The following is a 505-nucleotide window of genomic DNA, read 5'->3' on the forward strand; positions in this document are numbered from 1 at the left end:
GTCGACCTGCTGCGCAACGATCTGAGCAAAAGCTGTCACAACGTTCACACACCCAAGCTGTTCGAACTGCAGAGTTTTGCCAACGTTCATCACCTGGTCAGCACGGTCACCGGGGAGCTGGACCCTGACGCCGACGCCCTGACGCTGCTCGGCGGCAGCTTCCCCGGCGGCTCCATTACCGGCGCACCGAAAGTCCGGGCCATGGAAATCATCGAGGAGCTGGAGCCGGTTCGACGCTCGGTGTATTGCGGCAGCCTTGGCTACTTGAGCGCCGACGGCAATATGGATACCAGCATTGCCATCCGCACCCTGGTCTGCAATCAGGGGCGCATTTACTGCTGGGGTGGCGGCGGTATCGTGGCGGATTCTGAACCCGAGTCAGAATACGAGGAAAGCTGGAATAAAGTGCGGGTGTTGATGGAGACGCTGGAGCGGGAGTTTTCCGACAAGGCGTGAGCGGCGCCCCGTGGGTGTTTTGTATGTTTGGTTTTGGTTGCGGCGGATG

The 505-nt window shown here is 60.0% G+C and carries 1 protein-coding gene; it reads left to right on the top strand.

Annotation, left to right across the window (positions count from 1 at the left end; translation table 11 throughout):
* Nucleotides 1-456: chorismate-binding protein (locus tag B3520_RS02750; RefSeq protein WP_286875359.1), on the top strand; the 456-nt coding region annotated here is incomplete at its 5' end.
* Between the last annotated feature and the right edge of the window lie 49 nt (nt 457-505).

The organism is Marinimicrobium sp. UBA4509, assembly GCF_002388575.1.
In the GTDB taxonomy this organism is placed as follows: Bacteria; Pseudomonadota; Gammaproteobacteria; order Pseudomonadales; family Cellvibrionaceae; genus Marinimicrobium; species Marinimicrobium koreense.